Below are 18669 nucleotides of genomic sequence, written 5' to 3'. Positions count from 1 at the left end.
TAGAGAGGCAGATAGCAGCCGGGCAGGGTGGTTATATGCGTCTGAGTTATCCTTGCTTCTGCGTTGCTTCTCGGCGTACAAGTAACGTCGCATAATGTATGTTATGTTAATTTTAATACTTGCAGAGCAGGGGGAATGGATTGATCTAACTATTTTGATGTTAAAATGATATGACTTGTGATCAGTCGGGTTGTTAATAACTTGACAATAATTCTGTGAATATTTTGAGAAGATTTTTTCGAGGTATCTTTTTTTCTTAATTTGCGAAAGTTGTCCGGAAGTCGTATTTTAATAGGAATACATTTCAACTTATTCAATTTTCTATTCGTTATCTATGATGAATTTTTATGATGTCGTCGTGATCGGAGCCGGCCACGCCGGTTGTGAGGCCGCAATGGCTTCCGCCCGAATCGGGGCCAAAACGCTCCTGATTACCTTGAATATGGATCATATCGCCCAGATGAGTTGCAATCCGGCTATCGGCGGCATTGCCAAGGGACAGGTCGTCCGGGAGATCGACGCGATGGGCGGAGCGATGGGGATTGTGACTGACTCGGCATCCATTCAGTTCCGCATGCTGAACCGCACCAAAGGCCCGGCGGTCTGGTCGCCGCGTTCACAGTGTGATAAAGTCTGCTATCAGCGCGGCATGAAACTTTGGCTGGAGCAGATGCCGCAAGTTGATGTCCTGCAATCGGAAGTAACTGCATTCCTGATGGATAACGGTAAAATCACCGGAGTTACGAACCAGTTCGGTGATGAAATCCATTGCGCCGCGGCGGTCGTTACGACCGGAACCTTTCTGAACGGCAAGCTTCATTATGGACTCCGCAATTTTCCCGGCGGAAGGGCTGGTGATTTTCCGTCGAATTCGCTGTCGGCGGCGCTTGGCGAGCAGTTGAAGTTGCGGCTGGGACGGCTGAAAACCGGAACCCCTGCCCGCATTCTGGCCAAAACGATTGACTTTTCTCAAATGGCGCGTCAGGAGTGTGACAGCGCGGAGGAGCGATTCAGTTGCTGGTCCGCCGGCCACTCCCCTGCCCTGCCGGAAGCGGTGCGTCACGATCTGCCGTGCTATCAGGTTTATTCCACGGATGAAACCGCGGAAATTGTCCGGCGCAATCTGCAATACTCACCGATGTACCAGGGTGTAATCAAGGGAATCGGCACGCGGTATTGTCCCTCGTTTGAGGACAAGGTGGTTCGTTTCCCGCAGCATCCGCGCCATTTACTGTTTCTCGAGCCGGAGGGAGCGCAGACAGAGGAGTATTATATTAATGGATTATCCACCAGTTTGCCGCCGGAGGTGCAGCGGCAGCTGATCCACTCAGTTCCGGGAATGGAGCACGCGGTGCTTTCACGTTACGCCTATGCGATCGAATACGATTTTGTGTTTCCGGACCAGTTGGAACGGACTTTGCGGATCAAATCCTGTGACAATCTGTTTACCGCCGGCCAGATCAACGGCACCAGCGGTTACGAGGAAGCGGCGGGACAGGGGCTGCTGGCCGGACTCAACGCCGCCCGTATCGCACAAGGCAAAAGTCCGGTTGAACTGGGACGAGATTCCAGTTATATCGGCGTGATGATCGACGACCTGACCACCAAGGATATCATCGAACCGTACCGGCTCTTCACCAGCCGCGCCGAATACCGGCTGGTGCTGCGCCAGGACAATGCCGACCTGCGGCTGTCGGAATTCGCTTATGAAACCGGCCTGCTGCCGGAGAGCAAATACCGGGAGTTCTGCGCTTACCGTTCCGCCTTGACTGAAGTGCTGGAACTTTGCCGCAGCCGCCGCCATGCCGGGAAATCTCTGCTGGTTCATCTGAAAGACCTGCCCGACAATACTCCATTGGCCGAAGCAACGGTCCGCCTCCCCTTCCCCGCCGGGCTGCTGCCGGAGCTGAATGACGACCGTCAGGGGCGGCGGATCTGGCGTGAATTGCAGGTGGAGGCGCGCTATGACGGTTATCTCCAGCGTGAAGCTGCGGAAATCAGCCGCCTCCGCAAACTGGAAACGCTTCAGATTCCGGCAGACTTCGATTACGATAGGATCAAAGGCCTGAGCAATGAATCCCGGAGTAAACTGCTCAAGGTGCGGCCGACCACTCTGGCGCAGGCCGGTCGCATCGACGGCGTGACTCCGGCGGACATCGCTCTATTGCAGGTCGCACTCTCACGCAAAAACCGTGAAGCGACGGAGAAATAACATGAGGCCCCTTTCGGTCTGGAGCAAATTGAAAAGGAATCCACTGGCGGTGATTTCACTGACGGTGGTCGGCATCTACCTTTTGCTGGCGGTCGGCACCGAACTTTACGACATCTACTGCGAACACAACGGCATTGTGCCGGTTTACCAGCAAACCGACGACCTTGCCCGTTACGCCCCCCCCTCCCCTGCTCACTGGATGGGGACCGACTATCAGGGGCGCGATGTATTTCTGCGGGCGATGGCCGGAAGCGCCACCGCGGTCAAGGTCGGCGTGATTGCAAGCGTGATTGCTGCGGTGATCGGCGTGACTCTTGGGGCGATCGCCGGTTTTTACGGCGGCAAGTTCGATGACTGGGTGGTGTGGGCGTACAGTACATTCGCGTCGATGCCGACGCTGCTGTTCATCCTTGCATTCGCGCTGCTGGTTTCACGCAACTTTCTTTCGGAAGGAATGGTCGGCGCCATCCGGCTGGCCGGTACAGTGCTGCGGGCGGAGCCGGGAATGCTGGCAGTCTACTTTGCGATCGGCCTGACCGGCTGGGTGACGCTCTGCCGGGTGGTGCGCGGCGAAGCGATGCGGCTGCGTTCGATGCCCTATGTGGCGGCGGCGCGGGTGGCGGGCGTCAGCAGCCCGGTGATTATTTTCCGGCACATCCTGCCCAATGTGTTCCATCTGGTCATCATCTACTTCACGCTTTCCTTCGCCGGTGCGATCATGCTCGAAGTGATCGTCAGCTATCTCGGCTTCGGCGTGCAGAGCGCCCCGAGCTGGGGAGTGATGATTTCGGACGGACAGGAGCGGCTTTGGCGCGGCATCTGGTGGGAGATTGCCGCCGCCACCGGCTTCATGTTCATGCTGGTGCTGGCACTGAACGTGCTCGGGGATGCGCTGCGCGATGCGCTTGATCCACGCCAGAACAATTGATCAGTTTTTCCGGAACAGGCCGCTGGTCCACTCTTTGAGCGTTTCGCGCTCCAGCTCCTCGAAGCCGATTTCGACGAATGCCTTGCTCAGCGCGTCGAATTCTCGGTCGAGGATTCCGGCCAGAGCCAGATAGCCGCCGGGACGGACCCAGTTGGCGATATTGTGGCGGTAGGCTTTCAGCAGGTGGCCCAGGATATTGGCGCAGACTAGATCGTATTTCTCCGGGCGTCCCGCATAAACGGCGGCATCCGCGACTTCCGGCTTTACCGAAGAGATATGATTGAGCGCAAGGTTTTCTCCGGCAACCATCACCGCGTCGGGATCGTAGTCGAAAGCGTCAACCGGCCCGTATCCGAGCAGGGCGCCGGCGATCGCCAGAATCCCGGAACCGCATCCGGCGTCCAACAGGCTGTGCACCTCCGGATTCCCGGCCAGTTTGTCGATGGTTTTCAGGCAGAACAAAGTGGTCGCATGCTGGCCGGTGCCGAAACTCATGCCGGGATCGATCTCCAGCACTTTCTGACCCGGTTTGGACCGGCACTCCAGCCAGCTCGGTTTGACGATCAGCCGGTCGGAGATCGGGAGCAGATGAAAATACTTTTTCCAGACTTCGGACCAGTCCTCCTTCTTCATCTCAAAATATTCGATATCGCCCACTTCCAACCCGAGCGGCGTCCAGTCGGCGACGGCCTGCCGGATGCGGTCGAGATTGTTTCGGGCGGTATCGGGATCGAGCGCATAGACGGTGTGCAGCACCCGGCGGTTCTCCCGGTCTTCCCAACTGCTGAAATCCAGTTCCAGCGCCGCAAGCATCTCAGCCGCCAGATCGAAGCTGCCGGAGTTATCCTGCAGTTTCACGCAATAAAGCATCTCATCCATGATCTCATTCCCTGATTTATTCAAAAATTATCTTTATAAATTAGACCGAATCCGGCAAAAATCAAAGGCCGCGACTTTAAAAAACATTTTTTTCGTGATATATTAGGAAAGCAAACAGGTAAACAACCCCTCACAAAGAATTGGACTCTATGAGCGAAACGATCGTTGTCCTTGATTTCGGCTCACAGTACAGTCAGTTGATTGCGCGACGGATCCGCGAATGCCGGGTCTACAGTAAAATCATGCCGTACTATACAAGCGCCGAAGCGATCAGGGCGGAGAATCCCAAAGGCATCATTCTTTCCGGCGGCCCGGCCAGTGTCTACTCCGAGCATGCCCCCAAATGCGATCCGGCTATTTTCGAACTCGGCATTCCGGTGCTGGGCATCTGCTACGGATTGCAGCTGATGATTCACACGCTGGGCGGAGAGATCACCCGCGGCCATGCCCGGGAATACGGCAAGGCCATGCTGAAAATCGTCAAATCCGGCAATCTGTTCCTCGGTCTGGACGGGGAAATCCAGGTGTGGATGTCCCACGGCGACAAAGTCGCGAAAATGCCGGCGGGAGGTTTTGAAATCCTCGGTTCCAGCGGCAACACGGAGTTCTGCGCGGTGCATATGCCGGAGCGGAATCTCTACGGCATCCAGTTCCACCCTGAAGTAGTGCATACTCCGCAGGGCAAAACCATCATCGGCAACTTCTGCAAGAACATCTGCAAATGCGTCGGCGACTGGACGATGGAATCCTTTATCGAACAGCAGGTTCGGGAGATCCGCGCCAAAGTCGGCTCCGCCAATGTGATCCTCGGTCTTTCCGGCGGCGTCGACTCCTCTGTGGCGGCGGCGCTGATTCACAAGGCGATCGGCAAGCAGCTCAACTGTATTTTCGTCAACAACGGCCTGTTGCGCAAAAATGAGGCGGAGCGGGTGCGGAATCTGTTCGGCCGGGCATTCGACATGAAGCTGATTTACGTCGATGCGACGGAGCGCTTCCTGGCCAGACTGGCCGGAGTCGAGGAGCCGGAGAAGAAGCGCAAGATCATCGGCAATGAATTCGTGCAGGTGTTCGACGACGCTTCCGCCCAAATCGAACAGGCGGAATTTCTCGCGCAGGGCACCACTTATCCCGATGTGATTGAAAGTGTTCCGATCGACGGCAACCCCGCCGCGATGATCAAAAGCCATCACAACGTCGGCGGTCTGCCGAAGGAGATGAAATTTCAACTGCTGGAGCCGCTGAGCCGTCTGTTCAAGGACGAAGTGCGCGAGGTGGGCCGCCAGCTCGGCCTGCCGGAAGACGTGGTGATGCGCCAGCCTTTCCCCGGCCCCGGCCTGGCGGTCCGCCACCTCGGCGCGGTCAGCCAAAAGACGCTCGACATCCTGCGCGACGCCGACGAAATCGTCGTGGAAGAGATTAAAAAGGCCGGACTGTACTACAGCATCTGGCAGACGTTCGCGGTATTCCTGCCGATCCGGACGGTCGGCGTGATGGGCGACGAACGCACCTATGATTATGTGATCGCATTGCGCGCGGTGGAAAGCACCGACGGCATGACCGCCGACTGGGTGCAACTGCCCTACGACCTGCTCGGGCGGATTTCGAGCAGGATCATCAACGAAGTCAACGGCGTGAACCGGGTGGTCTACGATATCACCAGCAAGCCGCCGGGCACGATCGAGTGGGAATGACGCCATGACATTGAGAAAAGTGATCGAGCGGCTCTCGCCGATTTCGGTGTTGGGATATGCCAGTTGGTTGTTTGTCGCGACGATGACTTTTCTTTACGAACTTCCCCAAACTTCCGATTGGGCGGTGCAGGAACATTTGATCTTGTCATGGAATGTATTTGCCATCGTATTGCTTTTATTGCTTTACCGGGCATGGAAGGAACTTTACCGGCAGCGCAATTTGTTGCCTGACCATTCCGGTTATCGCCCCGGAATCATGGTCGGACTTTGTCTGATTCCATTTTTGGGAGTTTTCTGGAGTCTATACACTTTTACAAAAGTTTTCCGGCAGACAAACCGTTTACTGAAAGCAACAGAAAAAGAGGAGCGTTTTCATTGTTGGTATTTCTTGTGGGTGCTTATGCTGTGGGCAGCAGATATTTTATGTACGCCGGGTATTCTGTTTGATGAATCTGACGCATCATCAGGAATGATCAACTGGTTGCTCTGTGGTGCAATGATGTTATTTGAGCTGCTGCTGGTCAGGGCATTGAATCGGATTGTCATCGTGGTACGCAACTTAAATCGGAAAGAAGAACTGTGATGCAGATCATTGCGGGAATTGCGCGGAACATTGTTTTGAATGTGCCGGCCGGACTGGAAGTACGGCCGACGGCGGCGCGTTCCCGCAAGGCATTGTTTGACAGCCTCGGAGATTTTTCCGGATGCAATGTGCTGGATCTGTTTTCCGGTTCCGGCGCACTGGCGCTGGAAGCCGCCAGTCGCGGAGCCGCGGCGATCACTATGGTGGAACTGGAGCCGCGCCATCTGCGGGTGATCGGCGAAAATCTGGCCAGAGTGCAGAAAGCAGGCGTGCAGTGTAAGGCGAACCTGCTCAATTGCAGCGCCCTTGAACCGCGACGTTATTCCATTCCCGCCGGTTCGCCTGACCTGATTCTGGCCGATCCCCCCTACCCCCGTTCTGCGGAATTTTTCGGCCGATTGATGCGGGACGAATTTTTCCGGATGCACTTCGCCAGCGCCCGGCTGGTCTGGGAATTGCCGGATACCCCCGGCGCGGTCGGCCTGTTCCTGGAAGCCTCCGGGCCGGCGGAGATGGAGATTCGCAAATTCGGCAGCACCTCCTTCCTGCTGGGAAAGGTGCGGCCGTGAAGAACTGCAACTGGAACTGGCGCTTTGCGACTCCCGCAATTGCCGCGGAGCTGGGTGACCGCCCCGAACTGCTGCTGGAAGCGGGCCGGGAGGTCAAGTCCAATCCCGTCCGGCAGGTCTTCCGGTGCGGCGATTACTTTCTGAAGTACGACAGGCGGAGCGGCAGGCGGCTGCGCTCCGAATGGAACTGCGCCCAACTGATTGAACGTGAAGGAATTCAGTTGGTTGAACATCTTGCCTTGGGGGAATCCTCCGCCGGCAGCATTCTGATTACCCGCGCCTTCCCGGAAGCGGAAGCGGTGAGCGACTATTTTTACCGCACCTATATCGAACAGCCCGGAGAGCCGGCCGTTTTCCTGAATAATTTCGTGCACTTTGCGAGAAAGGTTCTGGAATCCCGTCTGTACCATCCGGACTTTCACATCGGCAATGTCCTGTATTCGCCGGGCTTGAACCGCTTTGCGCTGGTGGATGCGCAGGGGGTCCGGAAGGCCGGCTGGTTCGACCGCTGGTTCCGGCGGTATTCGATGGAACGTATCGGAATGGAGTTCCGCTTTTCCCGGACCCGTCATCAGATGTTGAAGCTGCTGGCGGCGCTCGGCATCGCCGATCCGGAGGAATTTTACGCGGAGGCGCTGGTCCGGGAATCGGCGGCGCTGTGGCACGAGTGGCCCAGGCGGCGGCGACAGGCGCTGGCCGGATATCCAAAATTTTCGGTGCAGGACGGTTCTCTGCTGCGCACGGTCGATCCGTTGCGCCGGACCGTTCCGCTGGAAAATTACGAGGTGCTGGAGGGAGAAAGCGCACTGGTCGAATCGCTGTTCCTGAGTCACTTTTTCCTGCAGCTGGCCCAGATCCCGCACCGGCGTGTGCTGGCGCTGGATCGCCGGAACCGGCAGGTTTATCTGGAAAAAATCTCCTCCTCCACTGTGCCGACGGCAGCTGCGGATTATCAGGAGCGGTTGAATGCGTTGGATATTCACTCCGAAACCCGCGACTGGGGCAAGGATGAATTCGGGCGGATCAGCTTGTGGAACCTCGACCTGATCCGGCTTTACGTATAAGGAGTGCGACATGTTGGCCAAAACCTTCTCCGCATCCGTGATCGGAATTGATGCTTATCCGGTTGAAATCGAAGTCAATGTGACTGGAAGCAGCTCCGGCGGCGCCGCCGACAGCGTCGTCTCCATCGTCGGCTTGCCCGACATGGCGGTCAAGGAGAGCCGGGACCGGGTGAAATCGGCGATCCTGAGTTCGGGGATGATTCCGCCCAAAGGCTTTACCGTGGTCAACCTTGCTCCGGCGGATCTGCGCAAGGAGGGGGCCGCCTTCGACCTCGGCATTGCGCTCGGCATGCTGGCGGCGACCGGCGCGGTAAATCCGGAAGCCCTGTCCTCGGTGGCGGTGGTCGGCGAACTGGCATTGGACGGTTCGGTCCGGCCGGTCCGGGGAGCGTTGCCGATCGCGGCGCGACTGGCGGAGCAATCCGGCCTTGCCATGCTGCTCGTGCCGCCGCAGAATGCGGAGGAAGCCGCGCTGGCGGGCGGGGAAAAACTGGCGGTCTATCCGGTCGCCAGCCTGACGGCGGCGGTCGAACTGATCAACCGCGGTGGCGCCCTGCCCTATCGGACCAGCCTGGCGGAATACACGGAGCGCAACCGGGAGCACGAGCCGGATTTCGCGGATGTGAAGGGGCAGAAGATGGCCCGGCGCGCTTTGGAGATCGCGGCGGCGGGAGGTCACAACTGCCTGCTCACCGGTCCGCCGGGAACCGGCAAGTCGATGCTTTCCATGCGGCTGGCCGGAATCCTGCCGCCGATGACGATGGCAGAAACACTGGAGACCAGCCGGATTCACAGCGTGCTCGGGCTGCTTTCCGGCGGGCGGCCGCTGTTGAACCGCCGCCCGTTCCGCAGTCCTCACCACACCATCAGCGATGTCGGCCTGATCGGCGGCGGCCGCGATCCGAAGCCGGGGGAGATCAGCCTCGCCCACAACGGAGTGCTGTTTCTGGACGAACTGCCCGAATTCAAGCGCAATGTACTCGAAGTGCTGCGCCAGCCGCTGGAAAACGGCTGGATCACCGTCAGCCGGGCGGCGGGGACGTGCACCTTCCCGGCCCGTTTCATCCTGTGCGCCGCGATGAATCCCTGCCCCTGCGGCCGGGGCGAAGTCGAATTGGGCTGCACCTGTAAAATCGAGGAAAAACGGCGCTATCAGAAACGGATCTCCGGGCCGCTGCTTGACCGGATCGACCTTCAGCTGGAAGTCCGGCAATTGAGCCAGGACGAACTGCTGGCGGCCCCGGACGGGGAGCCGAGCGCAAAGATCCGCGAACGGGTCATCCGGGCCCGGCAGCTTCAGCAGGAACGGCTCGGACAACGCAAACTCTACTGCAACGCCCAGCTTTCCAGCCGCGACCTGCAGGAGTTCTGCCGCCTGTCGGCGGGCAGTCAGTTGCTGTTGCGTCAGGCGATCACCCGGTTCAAGCTCAGTCCGCGCGCATACGACCGCATTCTGAAAGTGGCCCGTACCATCGCCGACCTTGCCGGATGCGTTGACATCCGGGACGAGCATATTTTCGAGGCGATCAATTATCGCCGCAAGGAACAGTAAACGGACGAGGAACTTATGGCGGAAACACTTCAAATTCCCACCAAAGTCAGATATGACTGGATCGACGTACTGAAATTTTTCGGCATCTGGGCGGTTTACATCAGCCACACCGGGGACGGCGCAGTGGTGCTTCATCCGGTGGTCCATACATTCTGTGTGGAGCTCTTCTTTTTCATCTCCGGGTTCTTCGCCTGCAAGAAGAGCGACGCGGGGTTCCGGGATTTCGTATTCCGCCGCTTCTGCCAGCTGATTATTCCGTATGCGTTTTTCCTGGTGCTCTATTTTATTCCGATGTCGCTGGATACGCAGATGTATCATCCGAACTTCCCTAAATGCCTGCTTCAGGGGATTCTGGGAATGCGGGACCGGATTTTCGCGGCCTCTCTCTGGTTCTTTCCCTGTCTGTTCGTGCTGTCGGTGCTTTACAGCGCCCTTTACCGCTTTGCGAGCCGCCGGTTTGGGAACCACGCCAACCGTTTCCTGATCGCGGTTTCGATCCTGCTCTATATCGCCGGAACCCTGACGCAGCCCATTGTCCTTCAGGAAAATGCCGGCGATCTGTGGGGAGTCAATGCGGCCTGCCGTTATATGATCTTCTTCGCCTCCGGCCATATCCTGTTCCCCTTTTTCAGGGAGTTCCGCTTCGCCGCGCTGAAACCGGGTGCAAAAGTGTTCTTCCTGCTGACGGCGGCGGCGGCTTTGAGCATCACCCTGATGGGAGTGACGGGCAGCGAACACTATCACTGGTTCTATCCGCGGACTTCGGTTTTCTTCTGGCATCAGGTGGTTGCGACGCTGAATGCGATCGTGCTGATCTACGGCTTCATCCTGATTTCGGTTGCGCTGGGTAAAATCAGGTTTCTGGCCGACCTGGGGCGCGCCACCCTGATTCTGTGCGGGACGGAGCAGCTGGTCGTGCTGCTGCTGACCAGCCTGCTCTCGGTGATCGGCGTTTCCGTGACGCTGACCACTCCATTGATGGTGCTGCTGTGGACGTTCCTGTGTCTGTGCGTCTCCTATTTCGGCATTGCGCCGGTGCTGCGCACTTACTTTCCACGGCTCTCCGGCGTGACCCCTCCCCCTTCCTATCAGGAATTCCGGGAGAAGGTCCGCACTTTTACGGCACGGATAAGAGGCTGAAAAAACAACTGCATTTCCATAATTTCTCACTTGCATTTTTCAGTAATAGTAACTATATTTATTTATCACCCGAAAAGAGGCGGCATCCAAAACAGCCGCCCGATAACACAGAAAAAAGGATTTTGAAACCATGAAGAAATTTGTCTGCACCATCTGCGGTTATGTTCACGAAGGCGATGATGCTCCCGAAAAGTGCCCGCAGTGCGGCGCCGCGAAAGGTAAATTCATCGAAAAGGCCCCGGAAGGAAAAATCGCCTTTGCCGACGAACACCGGATCGGCGTCGCCAAGGATGTCGATGCAGAAGTTCTCGAAGGGCTTCGCGCTCATTTCACCGGAGAATGCTGTGAAGTCGGCATGTACCTTGCGATGAGCCGCCAGGCCGACCGCGAAGGTTATCCCGAGGTTGCCGAGGCCTACAAGCGCATCGCTTTTGAAGAGGCTGAGCACGCCGCCAAGTTCGCCGAACTTCTCGGCGAGGTGGTCGTCCCCTGCACCAAAACCAACCTGACCATGCGCGTCGAAGCCGAAACCGGCGCCTGCGCCGGCAAGCTCGCGATCGCCAGGCGCGCCAAGGAGCTCGGTTACGATGCGATCCACGACACCGTTCACGAGATGTGCAAGGACGAGGCGCGCCACGGCGCCGCGTTCGCCGGATTGCTGAAGCGCTGCTTCGGCAAGTAATCTTTCTGTGCCGTTCTATGGACTCCGGAGCTCCTCGGTGAACTCCGGAGTTTTTTTATCCAGTTTCAGTTCAAATTTCCGCTTCGGCTTGAATTTAACCGGGAAACAGGTTATTTTTTACAGATAACTCAAATAGTTAACCTGTTCATCCCGGAAGGAATGTCCCCTATGTCCGTTGTCGTTACTTCGTTCTGCGGTTTGTGCGTATTGCTGGTATTGGGAAAAGTGCTCAGGACACTGGTGCCCCTGCTGCAGCGCCTTTATCTGCCCGCTTCGGTGATCGGCGGTCTCCTCGGCCTGCTCTGCCTGAACCAGCCTTTCTGCCGGATACCGCAGGAGTGGTACGCTTACTGGACCGATATTCCGGGCTTCCTGATCAACATCGTATTCGCCGCATTGTTCATCGGTGCGAAGCTTCCCAGACTCGGTGATGTCTGGAAGCTGGCCGCTCCGCAGTTCTGCTACGGCCAGCTGGTCGCATGGGGGCAGTATGTGATCGGACTCGGCCTGGCGGCGGTGCTGCTGATTCCGGTGTTCCATGTGGACCGCGCGTTCGGCACATTGCTGGAAATCGGTTTTGAAGGCGGGCACGGCACGGTCGGCGGCCTGAGCGCCACCTTCGACCATTTCGGCTGGCCGGTCGGACGTGACCTCGGTTATACCACCGCGACGGCGGGCATGGTGCTCGGAATCGTGATCGGTATGGCGCTGATCAATCTTGCGGTGCAGCGCGGCTGGGTCAAAAATGTGCGGCAATTTTCGGAGCAATCCATCCACGAACGGCGCGGCATTTACCCGAAAAAGGCGCAGCCACCGGCGGGACGCCAGACCGTATTCAGCGACTCCGTCGACTCGCTGGCGCTGCATATCGCGGCGATCGGCATGGCGGTACTGATCGGTTACGGAATCAAAATCCTGCTGGTCGCACTCAATACCGTGATGCCGGCCTCGGTGCAGAATCTTCAGGTGCTGCAAAGTTTTCCGCTGTTTCCGCTCTGCCTGATCGGCGGGCTGATCCTGCAAAAACTGCTGATATCGATCCGCCTCGACGCATTGGTCGATCACGGTCAGATCCAGCGGCTGGGCGGCGCGGCGCTCGATTTTCTGGTAGTGGCGGCGGTCGCGTCGATCCGCCTCGACTTCGTGGCGGCGTATTGGATGCCGTTGCTGATTCTGATCGTCGCCGGAACACTGTGGAATGTATTCGGTGTGCTCTTCATCGCTCCGCGCCTGTTCAGAGACGCATGGTTCGAACGGGCCATCGCGGAGTTCGGCCAGTCGATGGGCGTGACCGCGACCGGTCTGCTGCTGCTGCGCACGGTGGACCCGGAAAACAAGACCGTGGCGGCCTCCGCGTTCGGTTACAAACAGCTGCTGCACGAACCGATTATGGGTGGCGGTATCTGGACCTCGCTGGCGCTGCCGCTGGTAATTACGCAGGGCAACCTGACCGTCTGGCTGATCTGCGTGGGAATGATGATATTCTGGCTCTGTTTCTGGTATCTGGTAATCCGCCGCCAAGGGCATGTGTCGCGGTAAAGCCCGGTCATTCCACCGGAACGCCCAGACGAACCAGAAACGCGCCGAACATGGCCAGCAGATTCACCAGAGCATGAGTCGTTATTGCGGCCGCCAGGTTGCGGGTTTTCAGATAAACCAGCTGAAAGACCAGTCCCATCAGGAACAAAGAAGGAAAACCGAGCAGGAAAAAGTGAACGGCGGAAAAAAGCAGCGAGGTCACAATCAGAGCCGTCCATGCTCCCAGCGGCCGCAGCACTCCGTAAAGGCCGCGCCGGAAGAAAATCTCCTCCGAAATCGGCACCAGGATTATCACAACCGCTCCCATTGCGAAGAAACTTCCCCACCCGGTCTTTTCCGCCATTTCCAGCAGGTTCTGCTTTTCGATATGGGAGACCTTTAACAATTTGAGAATCCGCCCCCAGATGAAATTCAGCTGAATACTGCCGGTCAGGATCACGCAGAAGCCCAGCAGGCTCCACAACAGATCCTGCCATTTCAGGCGGCGGACTCCCAAGCGGGCGCCCAGAGTACGCAGCGGGCAGTCAAAGCCCAGAAACGCCAGATAAATGCTCAACGCTCCGACCGGAGCCGTCAACGCCCCGGTCCAGATTGCTTCATCCCGTTCGCAAAGTCCGCTGGACATCAGAAAGAATACAACCGGAAACGGAATCAGGAAATAGCCGATTGCGCCGGCGATCAACGCTCCGATGCCGATCGGCAAAGAAACCCGGCGCCGCCAGGGAATTCTGGTCGGGAACAACTGACGTCGCATCCGTTTTCCTCCTTGAAGTTCAGCAGTTTCCGGTAACCGAGATCTCCCGCTCCGTATCGGAAATATGCCGGATCCTCACCTGGATCGCATCGCCGGGGATGATATCCGCGATCCGTTCCGGCCATTCGATCAACGCCAGCGAATCCGGGTCGTCGAGAAATTCATCGACGCCGAACGCCAGTGCCGACGCGGAACCGGCGATCCGGTAAAGGTCCAGATGATAGAGCATTCCTCCGCCCGGCAGCGGATACTCCTGAATGATGGTATAAGTGGGGCTGGAAACCGGCTCCGTGATCCCGAGACCGCGGGCGAAGCCGCGTGAAAAAACGGTTTTTCCCGCCCCGAGGTCTCCATCCAGCGTCAGCACCCTGCCCCGCGGCAGCTCTTTCGCCAGTGTTTCAGCAAAGGCTTCCGTTTCCGATTCCGAATGACTCAACAACTTCCGATCAATGTTCATAACCGATTTTCCTGTTCCGGGAAAGTATAGTTCCGGCAGGGGTGCGCACTTCGCCGTTCCCCTGCTCCGCCGTCCCGATGCAATGGAGCGGCGCAAAATCCGAAGGCCAGTCCCGTTCCAGCTCTCCGCACCGGTCCTGCGGAACCGTGAATAAAAGCTCGTAATCCTCGCCGTCGCTGAATGCCGTCTCGCGGACGGCACCCGCCCGAAGCGGCACCTTCCCGGGATTCATCACCAGATCGACCTGCGACGCACACGCCAGCCGGACCGCGTCCAGCAGCAGCCCGTCGCTGACATCGAGCATCGCCGTCGCGAAATGTTTCCGCGCCAGCAGCCGCCCTTCCCGGAGGCGCGGAGTGAAATTCAGGTGATGGCCGCTCGTCAGGGAGTTGCCGAATTCGCCGGTCACATACAGCCGGTCTCCCGGCCGCGCTCCTGAACGCAGAATCACTTCCGAAGCGGCGATTTCGCCGAGAATCGTCAGGCTGCCGGCTTCGCCTTTGTTTTCCAGTTCAGCGAGATCGCCGCCGACCACCGGCACGCCGAAAGCGGCTCCCGCCTCATGAGCTCCCCGGCAGAATTCCAGAAGCCATTCCTCGGAGTGCCCGTTCACCGCCAGCGCCAGCAGCGCCCACTTCGGAGTTCCCCCCATTGCGGCAATATCGCTGAGATTGCGCTTCATCAGTTTCGCTCCGGCGGCCGCCGGACTGGTGATGCCGGAGTAATAGTGGACGCCGCCGATCACCTGATCGACCGCGGCCAGCAGCAGGAGCTCGCCGGAGGCTTTCAATACGGCACAATCATCTCCCGGGCCGGTCACCACATCCGGAGTCTGCGTCAATGTCGGCAGCAGCCGGTTCAGGATTTTTAATTCGTTCATCATGATGAAGTCAAATATAGTTGAAAATCTCCGTTTTGCAACTGGAAAAAGCGGCTTATCCGGCCAAAAAACGGGAAAGGCCGTTCCGGCTTCCCTTGTAAATCATCGGCATAAGATTATATTAAATTGAAGAGAGTAATGTTGCCGGGGGCGTGCCGAAGCCGGAGCGCCGGAGTTTCGCGTTTCATATCTTGAGGAGTAAGAGTTCATTTATGTGTGCCATCGCCGGAATCATCAATCATCATGCCACGCCGGACGTCGAACGGATCGTTCGGAAGATGTGCAACCAGCAGGCCCATCGCGGACCGGATGGCTCAGGCTTTTTCTGCAACGACGAAATCGCCTTCGGGCACCGTCGCCTGGCGATCATCGACCCGGCGCATGGGGCGCAGCCGATCTCCAACGAGGACGGCAGCGTAGTCGTGATTCTGAACGGTGAAATCTACAACTACCGCAAACTCCGGCAGGAGCTGGAGAAGCGCGGACACGAATTCAAAACCGACACCGACACCGAGGTAATCGTTCATCTGTATGAAGAGCTGGGCAGTGAATGCGTCGGCATGCTCGACGGAATGTTCGCTTTCGCCGTCTACAATTCCCGGACCCGCCGGGTGTTGCTGGCCCGGGACCGAATGGGGAAAAAGCCGCTGCTCTACTTCATGACCGGCGATACGCTGATTTTCGCCAGCGAACTCAACGCCTTGCGCTGCCACCCGCAAATGCCGCGGGAGCTGGATGAAACGGCGATCAGCGACTTTCTGTCTCTGCACTACATCCCCTGCCCCAACACGGTTTATCGCAATGTGCGCAAACTTCCCCCGGCCCATCAGCTGGAACTGCGTTTCTCCGAAGGGACCGTGTCGATCCGCAGTTACTGGCACCTTGACTATTCGTTGAAGCAGAATGAGTTGAGCTTTGATGACGCCGCACACGAATTACGCAGGCTGGTGGAACGGGCGGTGGGAAAGCGCCTGATGACCGATGTGCCGCTCGGGACGTTTCTTTCCGGCGGCCTCGATTCGACCATTGTGGCCGGCCTCGCGGCAAGATTTCGCGCTCCGGCGGAAACCGATGCATTCACCATCGGCTTTGAAGTCGCCGCTTACGATGAACGCAAATGGGCTTCGGCGGCGGCACGGTCGATCAACAGCCGGACCGGCGGAAAGCTGCGCCATTTTGAACAGGTGGTGGATCCGTGCGATTTCGCATTGCTGGAAAAACTCGCCGCCCACTACGGCGAACCCTATGCGGATGCGTCGATGCTGCCGACCTATCTGTTGAGCCGGTTCGCCCGGGAACACATCACCGTGGCTCTCTCCGGCGACGGAGCGGACGAGGTGTTTTCCGGTTACGAACGGTATCTGGCAATGCGGTATGCGGCCCGCGTGGATGCGCTGCCGGGGCCGGTGCGCAAGCTGCTGTTTCACGTACTGGTGCAGACCTTGCCGGACCGTGGCGAACGCACTCTGCTCGGCCGGACCCGCCGGCTGCTGCACATGCTGGCAAGCCAGCCGGAACGCCGCTACTTCGATATGCTCGACCACTGCCCGAATCCGATGAAGCAGGCGCTGTTCGGCGAACGGTTGCGGGGTGTGTTGCAGCATGATTCGGCGGAGCTTTTCGATTCGCTGCAATGGGAACTGACCAGCGCCAATCGCTTCGAGCGGCTCGCGGAGCTTGATCTGCACGCCTATCTGGCGAATGACATCCTCCCCAAGGTCGATATCGCCTCAATGGCCGCATCGCTGGAGGTGCGTTCCCCGTTCCTCGACCGCGAGGTGGTGGAGTTTGCCGCCAAGCTGCCGTTCGATTATAAGCTGCACGGGCGCAATCGGAAACGCATCCTGAAAGCGGCGTTTGCCGATCTGGTCCCCCCCGAACTGGCGGAGCGTCCCAAAAAAGGCTTCGGGGTACCGGTGTCGCTCTGGCTGCGCGGCGAATGGCGCGACCTGGCGGCGACGGAGCTGTTTGAAGGCACGCTCGTTTCGGACGGCTTCATCCAGCCGAAAACACTGCATACTTTGTGGGCCGCCCACCAGAGCGGACGCCGCGACCACGGCTATTTGCTCTGGGGCCTGCTGATTTTATCGATGTTCTTGAATCGCAACAAATGAAGAGGAGGAGTTCAAGATGCAGAAAGAAAAACTGGTGATTGTTGGAAGCGGACCGGCCGGCTACACCGCCGCGATTTATGCGGCGCGGGCCAACCTGAATCCGCTGTTGTATTCCGGCATGCTGCCCGGAGGCCTGTTGACCCAGACCACGGAGGTCGAAAACTTTCCCGGGTTTCCGGAGAGCGTCCTGGGCTTCGATCTGGTCACCGCCATGCAGGCGCAGGCGGAACGCTTCGGCACCCGGATCGAATATGACGCGGTGGAGAAGTTCGAGCTTACCGACGGCGGCATCCAGAAGTTGATCCTGCCTTCCGGCGATGTGGTGGAAACCGAGGCGCTGATCATTGCGACCGGCGCCAGCCCGCGCTACCTCGGCCTCCCCAATGAGGAACGGTTGCGCAACCACGGAGTTTCCGCCTGTGCCACCTGTGACGGCGCGTTCTTCAAGGATGTTCCGGTAGTGGTGATCGGCGGCGGCGATTCCGCGATGGAGGAAGCGACATTCCTGACCCGGTTCGCCAACAAGGTTTACGTGGTGCACCGCCGGGACGAACTGCGCGCGTCGCCGATCATGGCGGAACGCGCCCGGGCCAATCCGAAGATCGAATTCGTGTGGTCCAGCGTGGTTGAGGACATCCTCGGGCAGGAGTCGGTGGAGGGAATCCGGGTCAAAAGCCTGAAAACCGGCGCGACCTCCGAAATCGCCTGCAAGGGATACTTTGCGGCGCTCGGCCACATTCCGAATACGGCGCCTTTCAAGGAGTTCATTCAATTGGACGAACACGGTTTCGTGGTCCTTTCCGGCGACTCGTCGCGGACCACGCTGGCAGGCGTTTTTGCCGCCGGAGATTGTGCGGACCCGCACTACCGGCAGGCGATCACCGCCGCCGGAATGGGCTGCAAAGCCGGTATGGACGCCGAGCGTTATCTGGAATCGAAGGAGTGACTTACGCAGGAACCGCTGATCATCTATTCGCCCCGCCGCACCCGGATCGCCTTTTCCGTCCGTCCCGAAGACGGCCGGCTGGAGATCCGGGCGCCGCAGGGAGTTTCCGAAAAGCGGCTGCTGGAGATCGCGACGGCGAACCGCGCCGTGATCGAGGATCTTTACCGCCGCATGGAGCATTACCGGGCGCGGCTTCCGCGCTTCCGCTTCGTCGAAGGGGAACATTTCCTGCTGCTGGGCCGGGAGTATGAATTGCGCTTCAGCAGGCGGATTCTCGCTTTCGACGATGCGTTCATCGTTCCGCGGGGAGACGGGGAAGCGGTCAAAAACGCGCTGGAAAAGCTCTATCGCCGGCTGGCCCGGGAGATGATCGGGCGCAAAGTCCGCGAGCAGGCCGACCGGTTCAACCTCACTTACCGCACCATCAGGATCGGCGGAGCATCGACCCGCTGGGGCTCCTGCAACCGCAACGGCGACCTCAATTTCACCTGGAAGCTGATTCAGTGCCCCGAGCCGGTGGTCGATTATGTGATAATTCACGAACTGGCGCACCGGCTGGAGCTGAACCACTCGGCCCGCTTCTGGGCGGCGGTCCGGCGCATGTGTCCGGATTACAAGGCGCGGCAGCAGTTTTTAAAAGAAAATGCCGCCCGTTTTTCCGGCTGGTAAACGGGAGGCC

The 18669-nt window shown here is 58.5% G+C and carries 17 protein-coding genes; 13 read left to right on the top strand and 4 right to left on the bottom strand.

The features are described from left to right. Window positions 1-334: 334 nt before the first annotated feature. Both mnmG and C8D82_RS03315 read left to right on the top strand, forming a co-directional pair. Window positions 335-2212, top strand: coding sequence for a tRNA uridine-5-carboxymethylaminomethyl(34) synthesis enzyme MnmG (gene mnmG / locus C8D82_RS03320; protein WP_207776057.1), 1878 nt, complete (start codon window positions 335-337; stop codon window positions 2210-2212). Between the two features lies 1 nt (window position 2213). Beyond that, a complete protein-coding gene (locus C8D82_RS03315) occupies window positions 2214-3140 on the top strand; it encodes an ABC transporter permease (RefSeq protein WP_116882846.1) in 927 nt (308 codons plus the stop codon). Here the strand turns inward: C8D82_RS03315 and C8D82_RS03310 are convergent, their stop codons facing one another. After that, entirely contained in the window at window positions 3141-4019 is an 879-nt protein-coding gene (locus tag C8D82_RS03310; protein WP_116882845.1) for a 50S ribosomal protein L11 methyltransferase, read from the bottom strand. A 149-nt stretch (window positions 4020-4168) separates the two neighbouring features. Between C8D82_RS03310 and guaA the strand changes: the two genes are divergently transcribed. From guaA to C8D82_RS03270, 8 genes are all read left to right on the top strand, one after another. After that, on the top strand, window positions 4169-5710 hold the full coding sequence (gene guaA / locus C8D82_RS03305) for a glutamine-hydrolyzing GMP synthase (protein ID WP_116882844.1): 1542 nt from the start codon (window positions 4169-4171) through the stop codon (window positions 5708-5710). Between the two features lie 4 nt (window positions 5711-5714). Then, on the top strand, window positions 5715-6293 hold the full coding sequence (locus C8D82_RS03300) for a hypothetical protein (protein WP_116882843.1): 579 nt from the start codon (window positions 5715-5717) through the stop codon (window positions 6291-6293). Next, window positions 6293-6862, top strand: a complete 570-nt coding sequence (locus C8D82_RS03295; RefSeq protein WP_116882842.1) for an RsmD family RNA methyltransferase — start codon at window positions 6293-6295, stop codon at window positions 6860-6862. Before C8D82_RS03300 ends, C8D82_RS03295 begins: the two co-directional genes overlap by 1 nt. After that, entirely contained in the window at window positions 6859-7926 is a 1068-nt protein-coding gene (locus C8D82_RS03290) for a hypothetical protein (protein WP_116882841.1), read from the top strand. The genes C8D82_RS03295 and C8D82_RS03290 overlap by 4 nt, the downstream gene beginning before the upstream one ends. A gap of 10 nt (window positions 7927-7936) precedes the next feature. Continuing rightward, entirely contained in the window at window positions 7937-9478 is a 1542-nt protein-coding gene (locus C8D82_RS03285) for a YifB family Mg chelatase-like AAA ATPase (RefSeq protein WP_116882840.1), read from the top strand. Between the two features lie 15 nt (window positions 9479-9493). Continuing rightward, on the top strand, window positions 9494-10618 hold the full coding sequence (locus C8D82_RS03280) for an acyltransferase family protein (RefSeq protein WP_116882839.1): 1125 nt from the start codon (window positions 9494-9496) through the stop codon (window positions 10616-10618). Between the two features lie 130 nt (window positions 10619-10748). Beyond that, window positions 10749-11300, top strand: a complete 552-nt coding sequence (locus C8D82_RS03275; RefSeq protein ID WP_116882838.1) for an NADH peroxidase — start codon at window positions 10749-10751, stop codon at window positions 11298-11300. Window positions 11301-11468: 168 nt separating this feature from the next. After that, window positions 11469-12839 (top strand): sodium/glutamate symporter, encoded by a 1371-nt coding sequence (locus tag C8D82_RS03270; protein WP_116882837.1) that lies wholly within the window; start codon window positions 11469-11471, stop codon window positions 12837-12839. A 7-nt stretch (window positions 12840-12846) separates the two neighbouring features. Here C8D82_RS03270 and C8D82_RS03265 read toward each other — a convergent pair whose 3' ends face one another. Genes C8D82_RS03265 through thiL form a run of 3 tightly spaced genes read right to left on the bottom strand, consistent with a single transcriptional unit; the run spans window position 12847 to window position 14933 of the window. Then, complete coding sequence (locus C8D82_RS03265; protein WP_116882836.1) at window positions 12847-13593, bottom strand: CPBP family intramembrane glutamic endopeptidase; 747 nt, start codon at window positions 13591-13593, stop codon at window positions 12847-12849. A 19-nt stretch (window positions 13594-13612) separates the two neighbouring features. Next, window positions 13613-14050 (bottom strand): tRNA (adenosine(37)-N6)-threonylcarbamoyltransferase complex ATPase subunit type 1 TsaE, encoded by a 438-nt coding sequence (tsaE, locus tag C8D82_RS03260; RefSeq protein ID WP_116882835.1) that lies wholly within the window; start codon window positions 14048-14050, stop codon window positions 13613-13615. Then, window positions 14040-14933 carry a thiamine-phosphate kinase gene (gene thiL / locus C8D82_RS03255; protein ID WP_116882834.1) on the bottom strand — a complete coding sequence of 298 codons (894 nt, stop codon included), beginning with the start codon at window positions 14931-14933 and terminating at the stop codon, window positions 14040-14042. The genes tsaE and thiL overlap by 11 nt, the downstream gene beginning before the upstream one ends. A gap of 209 nt (window positions 14934-15142) precedes the next feature. Between thiL and asnB the strand changes: the two genes are divergently transcribed. From asnB to C8D82_RS03240, 3 genes are read left to right on the top strand one after another with little or no spacing between them, the layout of a single operon-like run. Continuing rightward, complete coding sequence (asnB, locus tag C8D82_RS03250; RefSeq protein ID WP_116882833.1) at window positions 15143-17044, top strand: asparagine synthase (glutamine-hydrolyzing); 1902 nt, start codon at window positions 15143-15145, stop codon at window positions 17042-17044. A gap of 16 nt (window positions 17045-17060) precedes the next feature. Further along, the gene (trxB, locus tag C8D82_RS03245) at window positions 17061-17990 is read left to right on the top strand and encodes a thioredoxin-disulfide reductase (RefSeq protein WP_116882832.1); all 930 of its coding nucleotides are present in this window, start codon (window positions 17061-17063) and stop codon (window positions 17988-17990) included. 15 nt (window positions 17991-18005) lie between these two features. Beyond that, window positions 18006-18659: a YgjP-like metallopeptidase domain-containing protein gene (locus C8D82_RS03240; protein ID WP_116882831.1), complete on the top strand. Its 654-nt coding sequence runs from the start codon at window positions 18006-18008 to the stop codon at window positions 18657-18659. Window positions 18660-18669: the final 10 nt, after the last annotated feature.

Source organism: Victivallis vadensis (assembly GCF_003096415.1).
Lineage (GTDB): Bacteria > Verrucomicrobiota > Lentisphaeria > Victivallales > Victivallaceae > Victivallis > Victivallis vadensis.
Note: the sequence above shows the minus strand (reverse complement) of the source record. Positions and strands in the feature narration are given on the sequence as shown.

Excerpts from the sequence above, each read along its gene's own strand:
- mnmG (WP_207776057.1), top strand. The coding sequence starts at position 335 with ATGATGAATTTTTATGATGTCGTCGTGATCGGAGCCGGCCACGCCGGT.
- C8D82_RS03315 (WP_116882846.1), top strand. The coding sequence starts at position 2,214 with ATGAGGCCCCTTTCGGTCTGGAGCAAATTGAAAAGGAATCCACTGGCG.
- C8D82_RS03310 (WP_116882845.1), bottom strand. The coding sequence starts at position 4,019 with ATGGATGAGATGCTTTATTGCGTGAAACTGCAGGATAACTCCGGCAGC.
- guaA (WP_116882844.1), top strand. The coding sequence starts at position 4,169 with ATGAGCGAAACGATCGTTGTCCTTGATTTCGGCTCACAGTACAGTCAG.
- C8D82_RS03300 (WP_116882843.1), top strand. The coding sequence starts at position 5,715 with ATGACATTGAGAAAAGTGATCGAGCGGCTCTCGCCGATTTCGGTGTTG.
- C8D82_RS03295 (WP_116882842.1), top strand. The coding sequence starts at position 6,293 with ATGCAGATCATTGCGGGAATTGCGCGGAACATTGTTTTGAATGTGCCG.
- C8D82_RS03285 (WP_116882840.1), top strand. The coding sequence starts at position 7,937 with ATGTTGGCCAAAACCTTCTCCGCATCCGTGATCGGAATTGATGCTTAT.
- C8D82_RS03280 (WP_116882839.1), top strand. The coding sequence starts at position 9,494 with ATGGCGGAAACACTTCAAATTCCCACCAAAGTCAGATATGACTGGATC.
- C8D82_RS03275 (WP_116882838.1), top strand. The coding sequence starts at position 10,749 with ATGAAGAAATTTGTCTGCACCATCTGCGGTTATGTTCACGAAGGCGAT.
- C8D82_RS03270 (WP_116882837.1), top strand. The coding sequence starts at position 11,469 with ATGTCCGTTGTCGTTACTTCGTTCTGCGGTTTGTGCGTATTGCTGGTA.
- C8D82_RS03265 (WP_116882836.1), bottom strand. The coding sequence starts at position 13,593 with ATGCGACGTCAGTTGTTCCCGACCAGAATTCCCTGGCGGCGCCGGGTT.
- tsaE (WP_116882835.1), bottom strand. The coding sequence starts at position 14,050 with ATGAACATTGATCGGAAGTTGTTGAGTCATTCGGAATCGGAAACGGAA.
- thiL (WP_116882834.1), bottom strand. The coding sequence starts at position 14,933 with ATGATGAACGAATTAAAAATCCTGAACCGGCTGCTGCCGACATTGACG.
- asnB (WP_116882833.1), top strand. The coding sequence starts at position 15,143 with ATGTGTGCCATCGCCGGAATCATCAATCATCATGCCACGCCGGACGTC.
- trxB (WP_116882832.1), top strand. The coding sequence starts at position 17,061 with ATGCAGAAAGAAAAACTGGTGATTGTTGGAAGCGGACCGGCCGGCTAC.